Here is a 1,542-nt window from a genome sequence, read left to right as displayed (position 1 = left end):
CCGTCTGGGCCCATGACCACCATGGCCATGGCGCCTCGAGCGGCGCACGCGGCGGCTTGCCGAGCGAGCTGCGGCTGGTCGACGACCTCGCGCTCGTGATCGACGATGCGCGCGCCGCCAACCCGGGCCTGCCGCTGGTGCTGCTGGGCCACAGCCTGGGCGGGCTGGTCGCGGCGAGCCTGGTGGCGCGCGGCGTGCGGCCGGTCGATGGGCTGGTGCTTTCGTCGCCGGGGTTCGACCCGGGCTTGAACGGCTTCCAGAAGCTGCTGCTCGCGGTGCTGCCGCGCATCGCCCCCAACCTGCGCGTGGGCAACGGGCTCGACGACAACTTCCTCTCGCACGACCGCGCCGTGGTCCAGGCCTACCGCGACGATCCGCTGACCCACGACCGCATCGGCAGCCGGCTCGCGCGCTTCCTGGCCTACGAAGGCGAGACCGTGCTGCGCGCGGCGCCGCGATGGCCGGTGCCCACGCTGCTGCTGTACGCGGGCGACGACCGGCTCGTGAAGCCGGCCGCCAGCCGGGCCTTCGCGCAGGCCGCCGCGGCCAGCGGGCAGGTCGAGGCGCATGGCTTCGAGACGCTCTATCACGAGCTCTTCAACGAACTCGAGGCGCAGCCGGTGTTCGATGCGCTCGAGCGCTGGCTGGAGCGGCGCTTTCCCGCCGCGGCCTGAGCGCGGGCGCTCAGGGCGCCGGCGCCCACACCGCGCGCTGCAGGTCGCGCTCGACCTCGCTCCACGCGATCGGCGCCACGTCGCCGAGGCAGCGGCCCTCGGTGCCCTCGAGCGCGACGCCCGCCACCGTCTGCTGCGCCTTCGGATCGGCCGCGCCCTGCACGTACCAGCCCTCCTCGACCTGCAGCCAGACCGCCAGGCCTTCGCCCACCGGCTTGCCGAAGCGATGGACCATTCCGCCGTCGCCGACTTCGCGTTGCCAGCCGCGCGCTTCCAGGCCGAGCAGGCCGGCATTCGTCACCGTGCGGCCGGTCCACTGCGGCAGCGCGCGTTGTGCGCGCAGCGCCGGATCGAGCATGAAGTGCGCCCGCGCGAGCTGCTCGAAGGGCTGCACGATCTCGTAGTCGGCCAGCACCGAGGCCCAGGCGGTCGCCAGCGCGGGGTCGCGCGCCGCGAACTCGAGCGGGTGCGCGATGCCGATGCGCGCGCCCTCGTCGTCGGGCAGCGCGAAGGGATCGTCGTGCGGATCGACCAGCTCGCCCTCGGCGCTCACGCGGAAGCTCGCTGCGAGTTCACCGCTCTCGTCGAACAGCCCCCACACCAGCTGCCGGACGAACACGCGCATCACCGGATGTCGCACCAGGAAGGCCATGAACTCGCCGTGCGTCCAGCGCCGCTGCTCGCACATCGCGGCCTCGAGCCGGCGCAACTGCGTGGCCGCGACGGTCTTCGCCAGCTTGCGCAGTTCCTTGAGCTGCTCGGTCGCGGCGGCGGCCAGCGCCGCATCGTCGGCGGCATTGGGCTTGGGCAGCGCCTTCAGCGGCTTGCCCGCGTCGTCGCGCAGCAGCGGCTGCAGGCGGTCGTCCAT

Annotated in this window: 2 protein-coding genes; one reads left to right on the top strand and one right to left on the bottom strand. The window is 73.5% G+C overall.

What is annotated here, in order from left to right; all coding sequences use genetic code 11:
- Window positions 1-674: alpha/beta hydrolase (locus AC27VN_RS41165; RefSeq protein ID WP_490880470.1), on the top strand; the 674-nt coding region annotated here is incomplete at its 5' end.
- A 10-nt stretch (window positions 675-684) separates the two neighbouring features.
- Here the strand turns inward: AC27VN_RS41165 and AC27VN_RS41160 are convergent.
- Window positions 685-1,542: DUF4132 domain-containing protein (locus AC27VN_RS41160; RefSeq protein ID WP_490880469.1), on the bottom strand; the 858-nt coding region annotated here is incomplete at its 5' end.

Source organism: Variovorax sp. 20P10.2.4 (assembly GCF_058244205.1).
Note: the sequence above shows the minus strand (reverse complement) of the source record. Positions and strands in the feature narration are given on the sequence as shown.